The organism is Shewanella sp. BF02_Schw, from assembly GCF_014596695.2.
In the GTDB taxonomy this organism is placed as follows: Bacteria; Pseudomonadota; Gammaproteobacteria; order Enterobacterales; family Shewanellaceae; genus Shewanella.
Map to the genome: position 1 here is coordinate 741208 of NZ_JABKAW020000001.1, position 20445 is coordinate 761652.

At 43.1% G+C, this 20445-nt stretch carries 15 protein-coding genes; 11 read left to right on the forward strand and 4 right to left on the reverse strand.

All coding sequences use genetic code 11. The features are described from left to right. The first annotated feature begins 103 nt into the window (after positions 1 to 103). Both dnaE and tilS read left to right on the forward strand, forming a co-directional pair. On the forward strand, positions 104 to 3580 hold the full coding sequence (dnaE, locus tag HNW13_RS03445) for a DNA polymerase III subunit alpha (RefSeq protein WP_192115288.1): 3477 nt from the start codon (positions 104 to 106) through the stop codon (positions 3578 to 3580). A gap of 9 nt (positions 3581 to 3589) precedes the next feature. Beyond that, positions 3590 to 5056, forward strand: a complete 1467-nt coding sequence (tilS, locus tag HNW13_RS03450; RefSeq protein WP_192115287.1) for a tRNA lysidine(34) synthetase TilS — start codon at positions 3590 to 3592, stop codon at positions 5054 to 5056. A 268-nt stretch (positions 5057 to 5324) separates the two neighbouring features. Here the strand turns inward: tilS and HNW13_RS03455 are convergent, their stop codons facing one another. Further along, a complete protein-coding gene (locus HNW13_RS03455; protein ID WP_192115286.1) occupies positions 5325 to 5663 on the reverse strand; it encodes a hypothetical protein in 339 nt (112 codons plus the stop codon). A gap of 321 nt (positions 5664 to 5984) precedes the next feature. Between HNW13_RS03455 and HNW13_RS03460 the strand changes: the two genes are divergently transcribed. From HNW13_RS03460 to HNW13_RS03470, 3 genes are all read left to right on the forward strand, one after another. Continuing rightward, positions 5985 to 7574 carry a M28 family metallopeptidase gene (locus tag HNW13_RS03460; RefSeq protein ID WP_192115298.1) on the forward strand — a complete coding sequence of 530 codons (1590 nt, stop codon included), beginning with the start codon at positions 5985 to 5987 and terminating at the stop codon, positions 7572 to 7574. Between the two features lie 696 nt (positions 7575 to 8270). Next, the gene (locus HNW13_RS03465) at positions 8271 to 8921 is read left to right on the forward strand and encodes a hypothetical protein (protein WP_192115285.1); all 651 of its coding nucleotides are present in this window, start codon (positions 8271 to 8273) and stop codon (positions 8919 to 8921) included. 32 nt (positions 8922 to 8953) lie between these two features. Beyond that, positions 8954 to 9214 carry a DDE-type integrase/transposase/recombinase gene (locus HNW13_RS03470; RefSeq protein ID WP_347813076.1) on the forward strand — a complete coding sequence of 87 codons (261 nt, stop codon included), beginning with the start codon at positions 8954 to 8956 and terminating at the stop codon, positions 9212 to 9214. Between the two features lie 271 nt (positions 9215 to 9485). Here HNW13_RS03470 and HNW13_RS03475 read toward each other — a convergent pair whose 3' ends face one another. Together HNW13_RS03475 and HNW13_RS03480 are read right to left on the reverse strand one after the other, a co-directional pair. Next, the gene (locus HNW13_RS03475) at positions 9486 to 9791 is read right to left on the reverse strand and encodes a hypothetical protein (protein WP_192115284.1); all 306 of its coding nucleotides are present in this window, start codon (positions 9789 to 9791) and stop codon (positions 9486 to 9488) included. 848 nt (positions 9792 to 10639) lie between these two features. Next, positions 10640 to 11734: a GNAT family N-acetyltransferase/peptidase C39 family protein gene (locus tag HNW13_RS03480; protein ID WP_192115283.1), complete on the reverse strand. Its 1095-nt coding sequence runs from the start codon at positions 11732 to 11734 to the stop codon at positions 10640 to 10642. A 75-nt stretch (positions 11735 to 11809) separates the two neighbouring features. On the opposite strand from HNW13_RS03480, the gene HNW13_RS03485 reads away from it, so the two are divergent. Further along, positions 11810 to 13261 (forward strand): RimK family protein, encoded by a 1452-nt coding sequence (locus HNW13_RS03485; protein WP_101086647.1) that lies wholly within the window; start codon positions 11810 to 11812, stop codon positions 13259 to 13261. 86 nt (positions 13262 to 13347) lie between these two features. Here HNW13_RS03485 and HNW13_RS03490 read toward each other — a convergent pair whose 3' ends face one another. Next, a complete protein-coding gene (locus HNW13_RS03490) occupies positions 13348 to 14229 on the reverse strand; it encodes a GGDEF domain-containing protein (protein ID WP_101086648.1) in 882 nt (293 codons plus the stop codon). Between the two features lie 162 nt (positions 14230 to 14391). On the opposite strand from HNW13_RS03490, the gene HNW13_RS03495 reads away from it, so the two are divergent. From HNW13_RS03495 to HNW13_RS03515, 5 genes are all read left to right on the forward strand, one after another. Then, positions 14392 to 16341 carry a monovalent cation:proton antiporter family protein gene (locus HNW13_RS03495; protein ID WP_162023495.1) on the forward strand — a complete coding sequence of 650 codons (1950 nt, stop codon included), beginning with the start codon at positions 14392 to 14394 and terminating at the stop codon, positions 16339 to 16341. Positions 16342 to 16530: 189 nt separating this feature from the next. Further along, entirely contained in the window at positions 16531 to 17067 is a 537-nt protein-coding gene (locus tag HNW13_RS03500) for a sigma-70 family RNA polymerase sigma factor (RefSeq protein WP_192115282.1), read from the forward strand. Next, on the forward strand, positions 17064 to 17777 hold the full coding sequence (locus tag HNW13_RS03505; protein WP_192115281.1) for an anti-sigma factor: 714 nt from the start codon (positions 17064 to 17066) through the stop codon (positions 17775 to 17777). The genes HNW13_RS03500 and HNW13_RS03505 overlap by 4 nt, the downstream gene beginning before the upstream one ends. Positions 17778 to 18204: 427 nt before the next feature. Beyond that, a complete protein-coding gene (locus HNW13_RS03510; protein WP_192115280.1) occupies positions 18205 to 19791 on the forward strand; it encodes a DUF4331 domain-containing protein in 1587 nt (528 codons plus the stop codon). Positions 19792 to 19801: 10 nt separating this feature from the next. After that, positions 19802 to 20344 (forward strand): Ig-like domain-containing protein, encoded by a 543-nt coding sequence (locus HNW13_RS03515; RefSeq protein WP_192115279.1) that lies wholly within the window; start codon positions 19802 to 19804, stop codon positions 20342 to 20344. The last annotated feature ends 101 nt before the right edge of the window (positions 20345 to 20445 follow it).

The window sequence follows — 20445 nt, forward strand, 5'->3', positions numbered from 1 at the left end:
CAAATTAAGCGAGTTTATCGTTGGATAACATCGCGTAGTTTGGTAGTCTAAATCCCGCATTTTCGTGTTGTTTCATTCATCTTTTTCGAAGAAAAAATATTCTATGTCCGATCCTCGTTTTGTTCATTTGCGCGTCCACAGTGATTATTCAATGTCAGATGGCGTTGCTAAAGTTAAACCTATTATTGCTGCTGCTGAGAATCAGGGGATGGCAGCAATAGCGTTAACTGATCAAAACAACTTTTGTGGTTTGGTTAAGTTTTATGGTGCTTGTAATGGTGCGGGGATAAAACCGATCATTGGCGCAGATTTTTGGGTGCAAACACCTGGTTTTGAAAAAGAATTTTGCGCCTTAACCATTATTGCGATGAACAATGAAGGTTACCAAAATCTGACTCAGTTGATCAGTGAAGCTTATCTTCGTGGTCATGTCGATAACCGAGTGGTGATCGACCAAGATTGGTTAGTCAAATATAACAGCGGCTTGATCATTATCTCGGGTGCCAAAGATGGCGATGTCGGTAAGGCATTATTAAAAGGTAATCAAAACCAAGTAGAGTCGCTGATTGCCTTTTATCAACAACACTTTGAAGATCGCTATTACCTCGAGCTTATCCGCACGGGTCGTGCCCATGAAGAACGCTATTTACACATGGCGGTTGAGCTAGCATCAACCAAAGGTTTACCTGTAGTTGCCACTAACCAAGTGGTGTTTTTAAAACAAGATGACTTTGAAGCACATGAAATCCGGGTGGCAATTCATGATGGTTTTACCTTAGTCGATCCGCGTCGCCCTAAAACATACAGCGATCAACAATACCTGCGCACCGAAGATGAAATGATCGCATTGTTTGCCGATATTCCGTCAGCAATTCAAAACAGCGTTGAAATTGCGAAACGCTGTAATGTCACCATTCGCCTAAATGAATACTTTTTGCCTAATTTCCCTACTGGCGACTTATCCATTGAAGATTTCTTGGTTAACGTGTCCGTTAAAGGCTTAGAAGAACGTCTTGAGTTTTTATTTCCAAACCCACAAGTTCGCGTTGAAAAACGTGTCGAATATGACGAACGCCTCGAGATTGAACTGAAAGTCATTAACCAGATGGGTTTCCCTGGTTACTTCCTTATCGTGATGGAGTTTATTCAGTGGGGCAAAGACAACGGCATTCCAGTTGGTCCCGGCCGTGGTTCTGGTGCGGGTTCATTAGTCGCATACGCGCTTAAAATTACCGATTTAGATCCTTTAGAATACGATTTACTGTTCGAACGATTCTTGAACCCTGAACGTGTATCCATGCCCGATTTCGACGTCGACTTTTGTATGGACCGACGCGACGAAGTCATTGATCACGTTGCCGAGTTATACGGCCGAGAAGCGGTATCACAGATTATTACCTTTGGTACTATGGCGGCCAAAGCCGTTGTGCGCGATGTTGGCCGCGTATTAGGTCATCCTTACGGCTTTGTTGAACGGTTAACTAAATTAATCCCCGCAGAACCAGGGATGACATTGGCGAAAGCCTTTGAAGTTGAACCCGCGCTTCCTGAAGCCTATGACGGCGATGAAGACGTTAAAGAACTTATCGATATGTGTCGCCGCTTAGAAGGGGTAACACGTAACGCGGGTAAGCATGCCGGTGGTGTGGTTATCGCACCGACTCGAATTACCGATTTTGCACCGCTGTATTGCGATGCCGAAGGCTTAAACCCAGTAACACAATTTGATAAAAATGACGTTGAAACTGCTGGTCTGGTTAAGTTCGATTTCTTGGGCTTACGTACCTTAACCATTATTGATTGGGCATTGCAGATGATTAATCCGCGCCTGATTAAAGAAGGTAAAGAACCCGTTAGTATCGAAGCCATTCCGCTTGCCGATCCTGCCTGTTTTAGATTACTGCAACGCTACGAAACAACCGCGGTATTCCAGCTGGAATCTCGCGGTATGAAAGACCTGATTAAACGTCTGCAGCCCGACTGTTTTGAAGACATGATTGCACTCGTGGCTCTTTTCCGCCCAGGTCCTTTGCAGTCAGGCATGGTTGACAACTTTATTGAACGTAAGCACGGCCGTGAGGAAGTGTCATACCCAGATGCTGAATATCAGCATGAGTCACTAAGAGAGTTATTGTCACCGACCTACGGCATCATTTTGTACCAAGAGCAGGTCATGCAGATTGCTCAGGTATTGTCGGGTTACACCCTAGGCGGCGCGGATATGCTCCGTCGTGCAATGGGTAAGAAAAAACCTGAAGAAATGGCCAAGCAGCGCGGCACGTTTAAAGAAGGGGCGATTAATAACGGCGTCGACGGCGACTTGTCGATGAAGATCTTCGACTTAGTGGAAAAGTTCGCCGGTTACGGTTTTAACAAATCGCATTCTGCCGCTTATGCACTGGTGTCGTATCAAACCTTGTGGTTAAAAACCCATTTTCCATCGCAATTTATGGCCGCGGTAATGTCTGCCGACATGGACAACACCGACAAAATCGTCACCTTGGTTGACGAATGTGAACGCATGGGCTTGCCGCTAATTCCGCCCGATGTCAACAAAGGCTTATTCAAGTTTACTGTCGATGACGACCTTAATATTGTTTATGGTATCGGCGCGATTAAAGGTGTCGGTGAAGGCCCGGTAGATTCTATTTTAACAGCCCGTAAAAATGGACCGTTTACCGACCTGTTCGATTTTTGTGCTCGAATTGATTTAAAAAAACTCAATAAGCGAGTAATTGAAAAGCTTATCCTTGCAGGCGCCTTAGACACATTAGGCCCGCATCGAGCATCAATGATGGCGACCTTGCCTCAAGCGATTAGTGCTGCGGCGCAACATGCTAAAGCAGAAGCGACTGGTCAAAATGACATGTTTGGTTTACTCAATAGTGAACCTGAAGACAGTAAGCAAAACTTTGTCCATTGTACTCCGTGGCCAGACAAAATCTGGTTGGAAGGTGAGCGCGAAACATTAGGACTTTACCTTACTGGTCACCCTATTAATCAGTATTTAAAAGAACTGAAGCAATACACTAATGGCCGCTTAAAAGACATTCACCCAACCGAGCGCGGTAAAACCGTAAAAGCAGCTGGTCTAGTGGTGGCAACACGGGTGATGATCACTAAGCGTGGCTCTAAAATGGGCTTAGTCACATTAGATGATAAAAGTGCCCGTTTAGAAGTCATGCTATTTACCGAACCGTTTGAAAAGTTTGGCCACATGCTCGAAAAAGATCGCATTTTAATTTGTGAAGGTGATGTCAGCTTTGATGATTTCTCTGGCGGCAATCGCATGAACGCCCGTAATATCATTGAAATTGGCGAAGCGCGCAGTCACTTTGCCAAAGCGGTTGAAATCAATGTTCATGGCGATGATGTCACGCCTGAGTGGTTACAAACCTTTGAGCAAACATTAACACCGTGGCGTAAGGGCGCTGTGCCTGTGGTGATTAACTACACCAAACAGCAAGCCAGCGGCAAAATCGTGTTAGGTGAAGAGTGGCGAGTTAATCCCAGTGATGAGTTAATGTTAGCCCTCGAAAGCATGCTTGGTTCAACTAACGTCAAAATCGTGTTTAATTAGGCGCGCATCATGATTGAAAAGTCTTCGTTAACAGAGCAAATGAGTGCACCACAACTGCTAAGTTTGCTCGAACAAGCGATATTACCCCTTTATCAAATGAGTGTAGTTAAAGGTGAATCATCGCCTAAGTTAGTACTGGCTTACAGTGGTGGCGTTGACTCAGAAGTGCTCGCATGTGGATTAAGTGCCTTGGCACACAAGCATCCGCATATTGCTTGCCTGCTTATTCATGTTCATCATGGACTTAGTGTCAATGCTAACACTTGGGTACAGCACTGTATCACTCGAGCTAATCATTATCAGCTGCCAGTGCAGATTGAACGAGTTAAGGTTGAAAAGGGCCCTCGGCAGAGTTTAGAGGCGCAAGCCCGTGATGCTCGTTACCAAGCATTTGACCGTTATCTTAATCCCGGTGACATTTTACTCACTGCCCATCATCAAGATGATCAACTTGAAACCTTATTACTCGCGTTAAAACGTGGCCAAGGTCCAAAAGGCTTAGCGGCAATGGGGGCGATACAAGCTTACAAACAAGCTTGGCTCATAAGGCCATTATTAGATATCAGCCGCGAGCAGATTGAACAATTTGCGGCGCAAAAACAACTATCCCATATCGAAGATGAAAGTAACCAAGACGACAGCTTTGATAGAAATTTTTTACGCCTCGATATCATTCCAAGATTAAAACAACGTTGGCCAAGTATTGCGATTACCGCAGGGCGTAGCGCTGCATTATGTGCCGAGCAGCAACAGATTATTGACGACGAAGTGAGTCATCGCTTACCCGAGTGGTTAATCGTGCCAGGCGTTACAAATGCATTAATGACCGAATCAACTGGGTTTACGCTTACTGGGTTTGGCCAATTGAGTGCCGCTTGGCAAGCATTACTGTTTCGCGGTTATTTAATTCATTGTGGCGTTAGTTTACCTTCGCAAGCGCAATTACAGCAGATCCTGTCACAACTGTTAGCGGCTAAAGACGACGCGAATATGTCGATTCAGTGGGGCGATTATCAGGTTAAACGCTTTGCTGGTATCGCTTATGTGGTTAGCCATAAAGAGCTCGACGCTATTGATGCAAGTACAGTTCAACAACCATTTGAGCAACTGCTTAAAGGCGAGCTGCAACAGATAGTGTGCCGAGTTGGGCACAAGCAATGCCAGCTGGGCCTGCAAATCGCCACAGACAATACGCCGCTACTTGCTTTACCCAATAATACCGCCGTGAGCATACGCTTTGGCGCGGCAGGTTCAATTAAATGTCAGCCACAATTTGCCACATCACAACGGCAAAAACCGCGCGAATTAAAGAAACTGTGGCAAGAATGCAATATCCCGCCATGGCGTAGACCACAAATCCCGTTAGTTTTTTATGGTGACACCTTAGTCGCCGCCGTTGGTTTATGGGTCGACAAACGCTATTTAGCGCAAACGGGTGAGCAAGGGATTTGTATACCGCTTTTTGACGCACGATGAAAAGCGGTAACCGTCGGTCAAGACGATAACAAGCGGTAACCGTCGGTCAAAATGGTAACAAGCGATAAAAACAGCTTAAAGCGATAACAAGCTACAGCCGATAATGCCTATGACTAAGTGCCAGAAAGCTTCACTGCTATATGCGATAAAAGCGTTAGGTTTAGGACGATGAAGGCATAGCAGTAAAGCCTAACACTGCACGAAGTTACTATCTAAAATAGGTAGTACTAAATTGTTTCAGTTAGGCCACAGATGTTTATCTTTCCTGTTAATTGGCGGGTTGACAGATCCTTTCTGGCTGGAGCAATTTCTCCGCCTGACTTTCAATATGTTCTCCAGGTCCTGTTTGACCGTAATTAAATTCAGTTGCAAAAAATGAAGCATCCATTTCCGTTTTATTTTTTAATGCTATCGGTAATACAGAGCAAAGTTTTTTAACCGCTAAGTCTATTTTGTTTGACTCAATCAATTGTAATGTCGTTGTCGACATTTGGATCTCTGCCGCGGCAACACTTTGCCCGCCATAAGCGAAAAACTTCAATGCAACAAAACCTGCACCTACAACACCAAGTGTAAAGCTGATTAAAGCCACCATAATAAATTTCATGTATTTTCCTTTTCACATTAATTAGCGTTAAGAGATAGAGTGAGTCGTGCGAAATAACAACGGTACGCATATTCCATATCAAACTTACCCAGAGACATATTATCTTTGATATACAGCCTTTGACATAATATGTCTCACTATGTTTGCTAAGACATATTATGTCAACTTATTTTTGATATAGGCAAAATTAACTCAATATTATTATGTGAAACAGAGCAGAGTTTTATTTCCAACTTTTACGAATAATAATGTTTACTCTAATCCTTTTTTCAATGTGGCGATCTTGTTGCTACAATGGTTTTTCTTAATACTCAACAGAGGATGTTGTCTGTGAATACCTTTCGTTTATTAGCTGTGCTTGGTGCGTTTTTGCTGCCAAGCGTAAATGCTACGCCGTTTCAATTTGATCAAAAAACCTATCGTCAAGATGTGCAAACCTTAGCAAGTGATGAATTTGAAGGTCGTGGGCCATTGTCCCATGGTGAAAAACTGACGGTTGAGTATTTAGAAAACGCCTACAAAGCAATGGGACTCGCTCCAGGTTTTGGTGACAGTTATCGTCAAGCTGTGCCAATGGCTAAAATTACTGCCGATCAAACAATGCAGCTGAGTATGGGCAATTTAGTGTTCAACAACGGCACTGACTTCACCGCCCGTACTGAACAAGTTCAGCCTCAAGTGAATGTAGATAACAGCGATGTAGTGTTTGTTGGCTATGGTATTAATGCGCCAGAATATCAATGGAATGATTACGCCAACATTGATGTTAAAGGCAAAACCGTGATTATGCTGGTCAATGACCCAGGCTTTGCGACTCAAGATCCTGCCATCTTTAAAGGCAATGCCATGACCTATTATGGCCGCTGGACTTATAAGTATGAAGAAGCAGCAAGGCAGGGCGCCAAAGCGGTGTTTATTGTCCACGAAACTGCACCCGCAGCCTACGGTTGGAACGTCGTTGAAAACAGCAACACTAATACTAAATACACTTTAGTTGATGACCACAAAAACCAATCACACATTGGCGTCATGGGTTGGATCCAACACCAAACCGCGCAAAAAGTGTTTCAAGCAGCAGGCTTAGACTTTGATAAAGTCAAACTCACCGCAGCAAAAGCGGGTTTTAAGTCTATACCACTTAAACTCAAAGCCAATTTAGCAGTAAAAAATACCATTGAATTAGCCACCTCATATAACGTAGCAGGGCTGATACCAGGTACCAGCCAAGCCGACGAATGGTTAGTCATGCATGCCCATTGGGATCATTTAGGTAAAACCTTGCAAGATGGTAAAACGGTTATTTTAAACGGCGCCGTCGACAATGCCTCTGGCGTTGCTGGTGTATTGCAATTAGCGCGTCATTTTAAAGCGCAAAACAAAGCACCTAAACGCTCTATTCTGTTTACTGCATTTACCGCCGAAGAAACAGGCCTTATTGGCGCGCAATACTTTGCTGCCAATCCTCCGGTACCGACTAAACAACTGGTATCGTTTTTAAACATAGACGGCATGAATGTAGGCAATGGTGTTAATTACATCCTGCGTTATGGTCAAGGCGTGTCAGAACTTGAAACCTATTTAGACGATGCCGCCAAAGCACAAGGCCGCACTGTAAAGGCTGATCCCCGTCCACAAAATGGCTTAATGTTCCGTTCAGACCACTTTGCCTTAGCCCAACAAGGCGTCCCTGGGTTAATGTTCATGAGCTTAGGCGACACTGACCCAGACTACATTGCCCATAAGTACCATCAAGGCGCAGACGATTACGATGCCAGCTGGAATTTAGGCGGGGTAGAGCAAGACTTAGCTTTAATCAGCGACATCATTGAAAAGCTTGCCAACAACAACGACTGGCCAAAATGGATCGAAGATTCAGACTTTAAAAAACGCAGAGCGGAAGACGGTAAATAACCGTAGTATATTTTTATTTGAAATGGCCTACGGCCACTAAGGTCGTGGCGCTTCGCCCACACCAGACTTTTTCAAACTTCGTTTGAAGTAAGATCGCAAGGTTCCACCCTACATGGGCTGATACATATGGCCTGCGGCCACCAACGTCGTGGCGCTTCACCCACACCAGACCAAGAGGAAACCAACGGCTGTTCCCTCTTGGAACTCCCAGCCGCCCCGCAACATTTTCGCTATTTACAAAACAACAGCTGCGAAAAGGTCGCCATGGGGATTGATCCAGCTTTGGGCTTTATTTGGAATCGGCTTCGGACTTATTCGAAAATGCTAACGCTTCCGATGGTACATCCTGTACCGCGAAAGCTAGCCTGACGTCCTGTCAGGCTCACGCTATTTTCTTCAACGTCCTCAAGTTCAGAGTTGAATCACACCAATTGCAAGCAAGGTATGCAAATCATTTATGCCCCAAAGCAAGCCAGAGCGAGATTGACCATGATTTGAAGCATCTGCATTTTAGCTTACTTTTCCTCATGTCTATGGCTCAAACTCTGTGGCCAAATTTGCTAATCCAATACAATCGAAATCATGTCGTGATACAGTGGATCAATGAGGTAGGTAAATTACTTGTGGCAGGTTATTAAGGATAGCCAAATGAGCAACTTTGTTCATATCAAGTTGCTAAACAAATAGGAGCATAGATTGGACTTCACTACAACAATTACAACTTCTGCGTTTGTGGGTGCGTTTGTAAATGTCCTAGGTATTTTTTGGCTTAAGGAGCGTTTGAGGCATTCTATCAAGCACGAATATGATCAAGATCTTGAGCATTTGAGAAAAGAATTAGAGTATGACTTAGATAAAAAAAAGCGGTTATATGAGGGAAAGCTTGCGCAGTATAAAAAGTACTACGCGATGATGAATGCGTATTCGGCAAGCTCAAGAAAAGCTCTTTTCAAAACATTTCAAGAAGGAATTCTTGATGTCATTACAAACCCATCAGATGAAAATACACTTAGGTACATTAAAAGTATATTTGGTCTACAGGGCGATATTTCAGAACAGTTCCTTACTTTTAAAAATGAAATTGGCGGCCTTCGACTTGAAGCTGGAGAGGAATTATTATCACTTCTTGATAGGTATATTGTCCTTCTTGAGCAGGCACAGGACAAAACTGTCGAGTTCCTTAACTGGATGAACTCCAACGTAACTCAATTTGTGGCGCAGCCTGAAGAAACAAATGCTTATGTCCAGAAGTTCATTGCTGAAGAGTTCACTGAATCAGGTAAAGAGCTAATTGAAGTCCAAGAAAAGATGTTTAAGGAAATGAGGCGTGAACTTGGAATCGTTTAACAGTTAGTTATTCAGTTGCAAGAAAAGAATTAATCCCAAGTGTTGAGCACGCTACAGTTCAATATGAGAATAATCGATGTGAGTTATCACACCAACCGACTCGACAGCAGGAAAGGCAGATGCGTAACTTTAAATCACAAGGCCAAGCTCAACGGTTTCTTAGGTGCCATGGGGTGGTAAACAATCTCTTTCGCTTTGGCCGTCATCGACTACAAGCGAAGCATTATCGAACTCTACGAGACCGATCTTTTTCTCAATGGATGCAGGTTAGTTGCGTCCAGAATTTAGCTTAAGGTTAGTTTTACAGCTTTTAGTCGCCGAACTCAGATAGGTTGACAGTACCTGTCCGCAGTGTGGCAAAGTTAGCGTTTCAGATAACTTGTCACTGGCAGCTATGAGCTTGCAGGAGTCATAGCATAGCAAACTCGATGAAAATCATCTTGACTAGCTCCTGCGCCACCACTGCGTTCACTCATCATCAAATTATTAACGATAACTTTGTGCCATTAGTTTCAGTAACTCCAAAGAGAGGAGCTAAACTGGTCGAATTCGACCAGTTTATAATTAATCATACTTACAATCAGGGCTACCAAACTCTAGACCGACTGGCCCTCCTAACGCACCATGCAATTTACGCTTTTTACACCACTCAATTGCAATTTTATCGAATTCGTCTGCGGGAATTTCAGCTATAAGTTGTGACGAAACTTTATCACTATCACTCATCAATTTGTGGGAAAAAACCGAAAAGTCTGAAGCATTATCGATTTGCAGTACAGCGGGGTTATTGTTTTCATCATCAAACGTGATTTCTTGAAACAGCGCAAAATCGCTATTGGTATCTTCATACACGTACTCTTTAGTGCTCATAGAAACCTCATTAAGTTCGTTATAATTAATAGTAATCTTCCATTAATTATTATAAGCACCTTTTCTTTTTTTACCCAGCGTTCGCTTTGGTGTGAAAGGTTCCGCTCTATAAAGGATGTTCCAACATCCGATGAGAGCTTGCAGGAGGCATAGAAAGTCAACAATGATTGTTCATCATCTTACTGGCTCCTAGCAGTCGTTCATCATAAAATTTATAATGCTAACTTTGTACGCATTGCTGACATTAGGTTGTAAATTTTTGCAATATATCCCCTAATTAGACTCATCACTTTAAGAGCTTTAACTCTAACCAGCTTTTGTCCAAAAACGAGTTAGTCTCAGCTTTCAAATGGTTAAATTCAACTCTGGACTTGAGGTCGTTGAAGAAAATGACGTGAGCTAGCCAAGGATGGCGAGCTAGCTTTCGAGGGGAAGGGACGCCCCATCGGAAGCGTTAGCATTTTCGAATAAGGCCGAAGCAGGCTATAAATGCAGTTAAACGCTAGATCAATTTCCGTCGCAATTTTTTCGCTGCTGTTGTTTGGTTAAAAAGCGAAAATGTTGCCGGAACGGCAGGGGTGATCCAAGAGGGGATTGCTGTTGATCCCCTTTTGGCCCGTGCAGGGTGGAACCTTGCGATGTTAATCTGGTATGGGCGAAGCGCCACGACGTTAGTGGCCGCAGGCCATAAGCACAAACAACAAAAGAAACAGCTGGATCCCTGCTCTACACCACCATCGAGAGAACGATGGTAAATTTGACCTGATCAAGGTGCAACCTTGCGATCTCAATTCAAACGCAGTTTGAATAGCCAGTTGTGGTTGCAGGCCATAAAAAACTTAACCATCTTAAGCCAAAGATGACTTAACCACTAGACAAGACACTTGTTTCTGCTTCCCATACTGCATCACTTGCGCCAGCTCTGACTGACTAATCGGTACATATGCAGCGTTAATCGCATCTTTTTGTGCTTCAACAAATGGGTCGTGAATAAACATAAACTGCTCGTTGTAACCGCTTAATACCACCCAATGTGGGCCTTTCTCGCCATTAAAGCGATAAGTACTTATCATCAGCAAAACGGCATAACCGCTGTCAATCCAATGTTTAATTTGAACCAGTGTAGGTGCCGCGTTGTGTATCTCAACACCTTGCGAAATCAATTGTTGGCAAAAGTCGTCATGCACAATGGTGATGACGGCTTTTTTATTGCTGTCACGAACGCTATCTATAAAAGGGACCGAGGTTGATTGACTGTACATTTCAATCTGTAATCCGCGCTTAATCGCTGCTAAGGCTAAGCCATGAACACTGCAACCGCCGTGGCCGCTGGTCATAAAAATTGTGGTGGCTTCGCGCCAAATGCTCAGCTCATCAACTCGACTTGGATTATATTGTGGCTTTACCGCACTCATGGCCATCATTAAGCAGGCCGCGCCACAGGTAAATGGGGTGGTTTGTACATACAAAGGCATCTTGATGACTTTGCTTGGCCCTGGTGGGTCTAGGCGTTTGTGCATGCGCACGCCATCAGCCAAGTCGTCATAATAATGCACTAAGGTTTTTAGGACTTTATAACCCATTTTTAAATAAAGATTTTTGGCAGCGATATTGTCGTTTCGCACTTCTAGGCGTAATGTAATGAAACCACGTTCGACTACTGTGTGCTCACATTGTGTGACCAGTTCGAAGGCAATGTTGCGACCTCTAAATTCGCTTGCAACGGCAATAGAGTACAACCTGGCTAGCCGAGTACCACGATGAAACAACACTAGGGCATAGCCTGCAAGTGTGCCGTCTATTTCGGCCACTAATAAGCTGTCCAGAGGTGAATTGATAAAGCGTTTCATCTGCCGAGAACTGATTTTATCGCCACTAAATGCATTGTTTTCGATGTGGTTTAGTTGGGGCAAATCGCTGGGGGTAGCTTGACGAATAAGCATGAGTCGGCTCGAGTTGGCAAAACATGATAGTGGCTTAATTTACGCGCTAAACCGCACAAGAGGCAACAGATATTTATGGCTCATTTTTTAATTGTCACCGACGATGTTAATGATTGGCGTCCCTATTTGCCCAGTGACCATATGGTCACGGTTCATGATTATTTAGAAATGGGTGCATTTGCAGATCAAAGCGCCATGCAAGTGATTAACTTGTGTCGCAGTTATGATTATTTAAGCACAGGTTATTACTGCTCGTTAATGGCGGAAGCCCGTGGGCATCGCGTGATCCCTCGGGTAATGACCATTAATGATTTATCTCAGGACCGTTTTTTTAGTTTGCCGCAATCAGGCTTAGATAAGCTGCCAGAGACGGTGAATGAAATCAGCATGAAGCTGTATTTTGGCTATTGTGATAATCCGTTGCTAGACAAGCTTGCGCGTAAAATATTTGAACGTTTTACTGTGCCTGTATTGCAGGTGAATTTGTTAAAAATGTCAGGTAAATGGCAAGTTAACACCATTGAGCCTGCTGCGTTTCAAGATTTAACCGAGCCTGAACAAGATTTATTTGCCAAGTATCTTGAAGTGTTTTCACAAAAAGTATGGCGTTTACCGAAACCGTCGAAACGTTATCGTTACGAAATTGCCATGCTGGTGGATGAGCATGAGAAAATGCCGCCATCAGATAAAGCCGCGTTAAAGTTATTTACTAAGTCGGCTAATCGTATTGGCATGGATTTAGTCCAAATTGGTTCTCATGATCTGGCTCGGTTAAGTGAATTTGATGGTTTGTTTATTCGCTCAACCACTAATATCAGCAACTTTACTTATCGGTTTGCTAAAGCGGCTGAGCAACTTGGGCTAGTGGTAATGGATGATCCTGAATCCATTATGAAGTGCACTAATAAGGTGTTTTTAACCGAACTATTAAACAAACATAAAGTGCCCGTACCCAAAAGTTTAATCTTTAAAGCCTCAGATAAAAACTGGGCCGATAATGTTATTAACACCATAGGGTTACCGATTGTACTTAAAGTACCCGATGGCGCATTTTCGCTCGGGGTTGTTAAAGTTAAAGACCGTGAAACTTTACTTGAACAAGCAGCGATAATCTTTGAGCACAGCGCGCTAATTTTAGCGCAGGCGTTTATGCCAACCGATTATGACTGGCGCATCGGCGTGCTAAATCGTCAACCTATTTATGCCTGTCGTTACTTTATGAGTCGCGGTCATTGGCAGATTTACCAACATCATCAAAGTGGCCGTGTTAGCAGTGGTGATTTTGACTGTATTGACTTGAAAATGGTGCCACAAAATATTGTCGATGCTGCGGTTAAAGCGTCTAATTTAATTGGTGCTGGCTTGTATGGCGTCGACTTAAAAGAAATCGACGGTAAGGCTTATGTGATTGAAGTGAATGACAATCCGAGTATCGACCATGGCGTCGAGGATTTGTTTTTAGGTGATTTAGTGTATGACCGAGTGATGACTGAGTTTTTAAGGCGTATTCAGCTTCGCGGTATGTAATTACCATACAATAATCAACCAATAAAAAAGACCTGTTAAGGTCTTTTTTTATTAATTAGTTGTTACTACATAAGTATAAGGTTGTGCTAATTAGCGCAAATTCGATAGCAGTTACGTCCGGCAGCTTTCGCGGAATACATGGCTTTATCGGCACGCTCATATATATTTTCTGCTTGTTGTTGCGGTTTTGACTCCGCAATACCTAAACTGCACTGAATGTTATATTCGGTGAGCTCAGAATGTTTTGGCATCATATCAATGATACGTTGGCATACTATTGCAGCGGCCTGGGCATCCCCTTGGGTAACGATCACAAACTCATCACCGCCAATTCTAAAGGCTTGGTCTGTATTACGAATGGCTTCATTAATTAATGCGGCAAAGCCTACTAATACAAAATCACCGACTTTATGGCCATGCGCATCGTTAAGTTGTTTAAATTTATCTAAATCTAATACAATTAAAGACACTTGGCCTTGCTGGCGATTAGCTCGTGCTAATGCGATGTCGATTGCCTGGCGGTAATAATAACGATTACCTAATTGGGTTAGTGCATCAAACATGGCTTGATTAGACATATTTTGATACTTCAACGCATTATTCAACGGTTGAATTAATATGCCTTCAAGTTGCTCTAAAGTGTGTTTTTGCGCCGAACTAAGTGCTACAGACAACTGATAGGTTATGATAAACGTATCTTGGTTATCGTTAATAGTACGTTGCAGTTCAATACCGTAGTGACGTCCCCAAACAAACTTTTGTTTGTCTAGGTTCAATTGTAGTCCTTTAATCGGCAAATGTTGTCCTAGGATCTTGCCGAAGCAGGCAAAAACTGTCCGAGGATCTAAACTTCCATGTAGTTGTTGAATCACTTGAATAAGGTCCAGTTCGGGTTCCATATTCAAGTAAGCGTCTGAACGGTACCAGTAATCTTCAGGATATAATTCTGTCGCTATTGAAAAATCCATAATATTGGTTCCAGTACGTTACAACTAATTACCATATTGTTAGCAATAATCGTGCCTATGAAAAATTTTCTATAGTTATTAATTGGTTGTTGTTTTACTGTAGTGCTAACAAAACGTTTTATTTCCCTTTCGACAGTTTTTTGACAAGGAGCCAAAGCCACAATGGAACACAGTATTTTTATCCATATTTTGTTGATGCTTGTGATTGCTATTGTGGCGATTGCATTGTTACGTCGACTCGGCTTACCGGCCATTTTAGCTTATTTACTCACCGGGGTTGTTAGCGGCCCCAGCGGTTTTCATTGGTTTACCCAATTACAAATGCAATCTGTGGCTGAGTTAGGCGTAGTGCTACTGATGTTTACCTTAGGACTTGAGTTTTCGGTACCGAGGTTGTGGGCAATGCGCCGAACGGTTTTTGGCCTGGGTAGCGCCCAAATGCTGGTAACAGCCTTTGTGGCTGGCGGCATTGCTATGTTGGTTGGGCAAAACTTAGTGGCTGCGGTGGTGATTGGTTCGGCTATTGCGCTGTCGTCAACGGCCATAGTGTTAAAGCTGCTTAATGAACAAAACTGGTTAAGGCGCAGACACGGCGAGCTGTCGGTCAGTGTATTGTTATTTCAAGATTTAGCGGTGGTGCCGCTATTGATTTTAATGCCGCTATTAGCCAAAGGCGGTGCTGAAATGAGCTTCAATAGTATCGCGTGGGGATTACTCACCGGTATTTTGGCCTTTTTAGGATTAATGTCATTTGGTAAATGGATATTGCCACGTATTTTTGACGAAGTAGCTCGCTCACGTTCAAATGAATTATTTGTATTATCTACCTTAGTTGTTGCTTTAGTGACGGGCGCGTTTACTCAATGGCTTGGATTATCGATGGCGTTAGGGGCATTTATTGCTGGGATGTTACTTGGCGAAAGCCAGTATCGGCGCCAGTTAGAGGCTGACATCAGGCCATTTCGTGATTTATTAATGGGTTTGTTTTTTATTTCCATCGGCATGCTACTGAATTTCGATTTAGTGATGCAATATTGGTGGCAAGTATTATTGATTTTGGCAGGTGTGGTGCTCACCAAAATATTAATCGTGCACGGTTTGCTCAAACTTGTGGGTGAAAATACTAAGGTATCACTCAGTACCGCAATTAGTTTAGGTCAAGTCGGTGAGTTTAGTTTTGTGTTACTGGCATTAGCAGTAAATTATCAATTACTCGATACCGAAGTAAGCACTGTGTTAGTCGCCGTGGCGGTGATATCTATGTCAATGGCGCCTTGGCTGATCCGCCACAGTGTTGATATTGCCAAAAAGGTTAGCGGCAATAAGCTGCCACCTAAAAATGAACCGATAGAAATTGTATTGCCTCATTCTGACGAAAGTGATGTGGTACTGATTTTAGGTTACGGCCGCGTAGGGCAAACGATTGCACGCTTTTTGAAAACAGAAGCGGTGCCTTATATGGTGCTTGATTTAGATCCCACCAGAGTGACAGAAGCGAGAGCCGCAGGCGAAAATATTCATTTTGGTGATGCTTGCAGAATGGCGCTATTGAAGAAGATGGGCATTCGTCAAGCGAGCTTAGTGGTGGTGACATTTTGCGAACCAAGGCAATCTGAAGAGTGTTTAGCCGTGGCGCGTAAACTGGCTCCCGATGTAAAAATATTGGTGCGCACTCGCGATGATGCGAATCTACATGAGCTTAAAGAAGCGGGGGCGACCCAAGTTATCCCTGAATCACTTGAGGGCAGCTTAATGCTGGTGTCGCAAGTGTTGTTTAAATGTGGCGTCCCCTTAGCGCGGATTATTAAACGCTTGGAATCTGAACGTCGTAATCATTATCAATATTTACACGGTTTCTTTTCCGGCACAGAAACTGATTTTACCTTAGATTTACTCCATGCTGTGTCACTGGCTTCAGGTGCTAGTGCGGTGGGTAAAACCGTTGCAGATATTCCATGGCAAGCTTTGGATGTTGAGCTTAGAGCGGTGCGGCGTAAAGGCGAGGAGATCGATCCCCCCCCTGAGTGGATATTAAGGCGTAACGATATTTTAATGCTGGTGGGTAAACCGCGCAGTATCGAGAAAGCTGAAGAGTATTTACTGCAAGGTTAAATATAGCTTCATATTATTGCTACCAAGCACCATGCTGAAAAGTGATGGTGCTTTTTTATTTTATTTTATTTATTTTGCATCCAATATTAACTTTGGTTCGTATAAACACTATTGGGGCTTTTTTATCAATATATGCGCAATTAGCCTGTATCAACTATATCGAACCATCATAGGGAAACGTGGCAGATTATGGATCAAGACACCTTACTTAACTTATTAAGTGCTAGTGCAGATGGAGATAAACAAGCGTTTGCTGATTTATACCAATCTACCAGTGGCCAGTTATTCGCAGTTAGCTTAAAAATGCTCGGTCGACGTGAGTTAGCCGAAGAGGTATTACAAGAAGCCTACGTAAAAATTTGGCATAACGCGACAGAATATCAACACGGAAAAGGATCGGTTCTCACGTGGATGATCAGTATTGTTCGTTACCGAGCCTTAGACATGTTGCGTTATCAAAAGGTCAGAAAGGAAGATCCACTTGAAGATGGCCAAGAAGCCGTTTTTGAAGAGCATATCAATGATGACGGGCCTCAGGTTCATAAAAATAAACTCGACCAGTGTATGGGAGAACTCGAGCCTCAGCAGAAACAAGCAATTCATCTCGCTTACTATAATGGTTTATCGCATCACGAAGTTGTGGGGCACTTAGATTTACCATTAGGCACTATTAAGAGTTGGATCCGTCGTGGTTTACAACAATTACAGAGGTGTTTATCGCTATGAATTATCGTGATCCTCAATTAAAAGATGCATTAGCAGCAGAATATGTACTTGGTACATTGCGTGGCCAAGCTAGATGTCGGTTTCAAAAATTAATGATGCAAATTCCCAGTCTGCGTGAAAGCACTTGGTTATGGGAGCAACATTTACATGGCATGAATCAATTGTTAACGCCGATAACCCCAGATGAACGGGTTTGGCAACAAATCAGTATGTCGCTAGGGTTTGTTGATAATGTGGCCCAAGCGCCATCGCCAGAAACCTCAAATGTGGTGCCTATGGCAACACGTAACCGTTTATGGAAGGGATTGGCTTCAATGGCAAGCGCAGCAGCCATTGTTATGGCTGTTTTAGTTGTGAATAATCAGCCTGTACCAGTTGCTACATCGCAGCAAGTTGCGGTAGTGCAAAGTGCACAATCTAAAGCATTATGGCTGATTGAAGTCACCTCCAATACGATTGAAGTGCGCTCTACTAGTAACCTTAAGCCACTGGCGAATAAAGACTATGAGTTATGGATGGTGGCTAAAGGTGTCGAAAATCCAATTTCATTAGGCTTACTGCCTAAGTCAGGCAAGTTAACATTGGTGAAAAACAGTCAATTTGATGACATGGATATAGTGGCTCTGGCGGTAAGTTTAGAGCCTTTGAACGGCTCACCAAATGGCTTACCAACAGAGGTATTGTATACCGCAGAGCTAGCAATTTTATAAAGCCTTAATGATAGGGTGATGCTTCAAAGCATTGATGTGTTACCACGCTAACATTTAAGCGGCCAATAGTGAGACTATTGGCCGCTTTTTTATGGTTGCAACTATCCATTGGATCCATTGGCTATCGATGAGTCATCGGTTAACGGGAAATTGTTAACGACTCATTTCTGAGCGTTCACATACTAAAGGATTGTATTAAAGAAATTGTATAGAGGGGCTGTATTGAAAGGACCATATTGATAGTTCATTATGCAGAAATTAACATTTTTATTAAATTAGCAAAAATAGTTTATTTATAAATTCATTTAAATTCAGTATGTTAATTTTTTTATTTGATTTATTTCAACAATAATTGCTAAAACCTGCATCCAAAATGGAACCTGAGCCGTTTACTGATATGACTCTACTACATAACAAGGAAATGGTCATGAAAGTACTAAAAATATCCCTAATCGCCAGTATCGTATGCAGCACTTTATTAGGCGCTAATGCATTTGCGTCAAGTCACCGAGAAGCACCCAATATCACTCGTTTTCCAACATTAGACTCTACCGACTTCTACGCTTTTAATAGCTACGAAGCTGGACGTGAAGATTTCGTCACTCTTATCGCCAACTATATTCCACTGCAAGATGCCTACGGCGGACCTAACTATTATGCGATGGATCCTGCTGCGGTATACAGCATTCATATCGATAATGATGGTGATGCTATAGAAGATTTAACCTTCCAATTTAACTTTACCAATGAGCTTGCCAATAATAATCAAGGTATTGCGCTAACGGTTGGTCCTGCTGACAATCAACGTAGTGTGTCAGTACCGCTTAAAAATATTGGTGGCATTACTGCTGCGGATCAAAGTGCGGCAAACTTTAGCGAGTCGTATGAGTTAACACTTGTTAAAGGACCACAAAATAGTGGTAGCGCAACAGCGTTAACCAATACTTCAGGGGCGATGTTCCATAAACCACTGGATTACATTGGTAATAAGAGTTTCGGTGATAGCAGCGCGTATGCAAGTTATGCGGGTCAATTCATCTACGAATTTAATCTCGATGGTTGTGCAAGTCCTGGTAAAGTGTTTGTTGGCCAACGTAAAGACCCTTTCGTGGTTAACTTAGGCAAAACCTTTGATTTGGTCAACTATGTGCCTGTAGAAGGTGATAGTGCACCGGGCGCTGGCGACCAAGGTGGATTTCCAGGTGGCATCACTCAATCTGTTGATAATGATGATTTGATGGATAAAAATGTCACAGCCATTTCAATTGAAGTGCCAAAGTCTTGTTTAACGACTCAAGGCAACGGCACCATTGGTGCATGGACTACCGCCAGTTTACCGCAAGCGCGTATTTTAAATCCAAATGCCAAAGTGGGTAAAACTGAAGTCAACGGCGGCGCATTAACTCAGGTATCTCGTCTGGGTAATCCACTGGTTAACGAGTTAGTGATTGGCTTAAAGGATAAAGACACCTTTTCGACTTCACATCCTAAAGATGACACTCAGTTTGCTGACTATGTGACGCACCCGAGCTTACCAGAGTTGCTTAACATTCTGTTCAAAGACGCGGTTAATCAAACGTTGGGAACAAACATTGAAACGTTAGCGCCAACTAACTTCCCTCGTATCGATCTTGTTACTGCATTTCTCACTGGTTTTGCTGGTGTTAACCAACTTGAGATGGTGACGCCTTCAGAAATGTTGCGTCTTAATACCGGCATTCCGGCAAAATCACGTGATATGCAGTCAGCTTTTGGTGTGGCTGGTGATGATTTAGCCGGTTTCCCAAATGGTCGTCGTCCGGGTGATGATGTGGTTGATATTGCACTGCGCGTGGTAATGGGACGTTTATGTTACCCCATCCCAGTCAATGGTACTGACACGGATTTAGGCCTTTGTACTAGTGATGATGCCATCGTTGGTAACGTGCCATTTACTGATGGTGCACCCGTTGACGCGACCATGATGATGGATCACTTCCCTTACTTAGCGACGCCGCTTTCGGGCTCAAAATAAGGAACATAAGATGAATACTTCTATTCGATATGCGACGCGTCAAGCGCTTAATAATCTCGCTAAACCAGTGGTATTAATCAGTGTGCTCAGTGGCGGTTTTTTAGCTGGTTGTAACTCAGATGATGATGCGATGACCATGGCTAAAAACAGTGCGCCAATGGTGAGCAGTGTCATGCTATCCACCGTGACTGAAACGCCAGTGACAGATCAAGTGATAGCCACCGATAAAGATGGTGATGCATTAACGTTTATTGTGATGAGTGAACCGACGCTTGGTACGGTTAGTTTAAAGCCAAATGGCGAGTTTACTTATACTCCTGCCAATGAAGTGACTGGCATGGACAGTTTTACTGTTGCTGTGAGTGATGGCGTAAACGACCCTGTGGTAGCGATGGTGAACATTACCATTGATGCACAGCAAGTGATGTTTTCAAGCTTAAGTCGTCAGGCATTTTTACAACTAAGCCAAGCTGCACCTTTACGTGTTAATGGCCGCATGGTTGAGAACGATGTTTCAACGGCTGATTTTTACGACGACTTATTACTGGATTAATAGTGCGAGTTCTATTCGCTAGCTTAAGTTTATAACACAGGACCAAATATCTATCTTATTCATCCAATGAATGATTATCTCAGCTGAGAAGTAATGATTAA